The sequence below is a fragment of the Priestia sp. SIMBA_032 genome (genome assembly GCF_046535215.1).
In the GTDB taxonomy this organism is placed as follows: domain Bacteria; phylum Bacillota; class Bacilli; order Bacillales; family Bacillaceae_H; genus Priestia; species Priestia aryabhattai.
In genome coordinates, this window is record NZ_JAWRXD010001581.1 from 1 (window position 1) to 235 (window position 235).

The 235-nt window shown below is 70.2% G+C and carries 1 protein-coding gene; it reads left to right on the plus strand.

The window, feature by feature from the left end:
* On the plus strand, positions 1-235 hold a 235-nt coding region (locus SB717_RS39620; RefSeq protein ID WP_410908819.1), incomplete at both ends, for a hypothetical protein.

A 235-nucleotide genomic window follows, 5' to 3' on the forward strand; every position in this document is an offset into this window, starting at 1 on the left:
GCCCGATCCGCGACGAACTGGGCGTGGCCGGTGGCGTGCAGAACCTGCCGTGGCTGTTCACCGGCACGCTGCTGGCGATGCTGGTGGCGAGCCCCTTGTTCGCACTGGCGGTGCGCAACCTGCCGCGGCGGCAGTTCATCCCCCTGGCCTACCGCTTCTTCGCGGCGAACCTGGTGCTGTTCGCGCTGCTGCTCCACTTCGCCGGACCCGATGCGCAGGTGTGGATCGGGCGTGC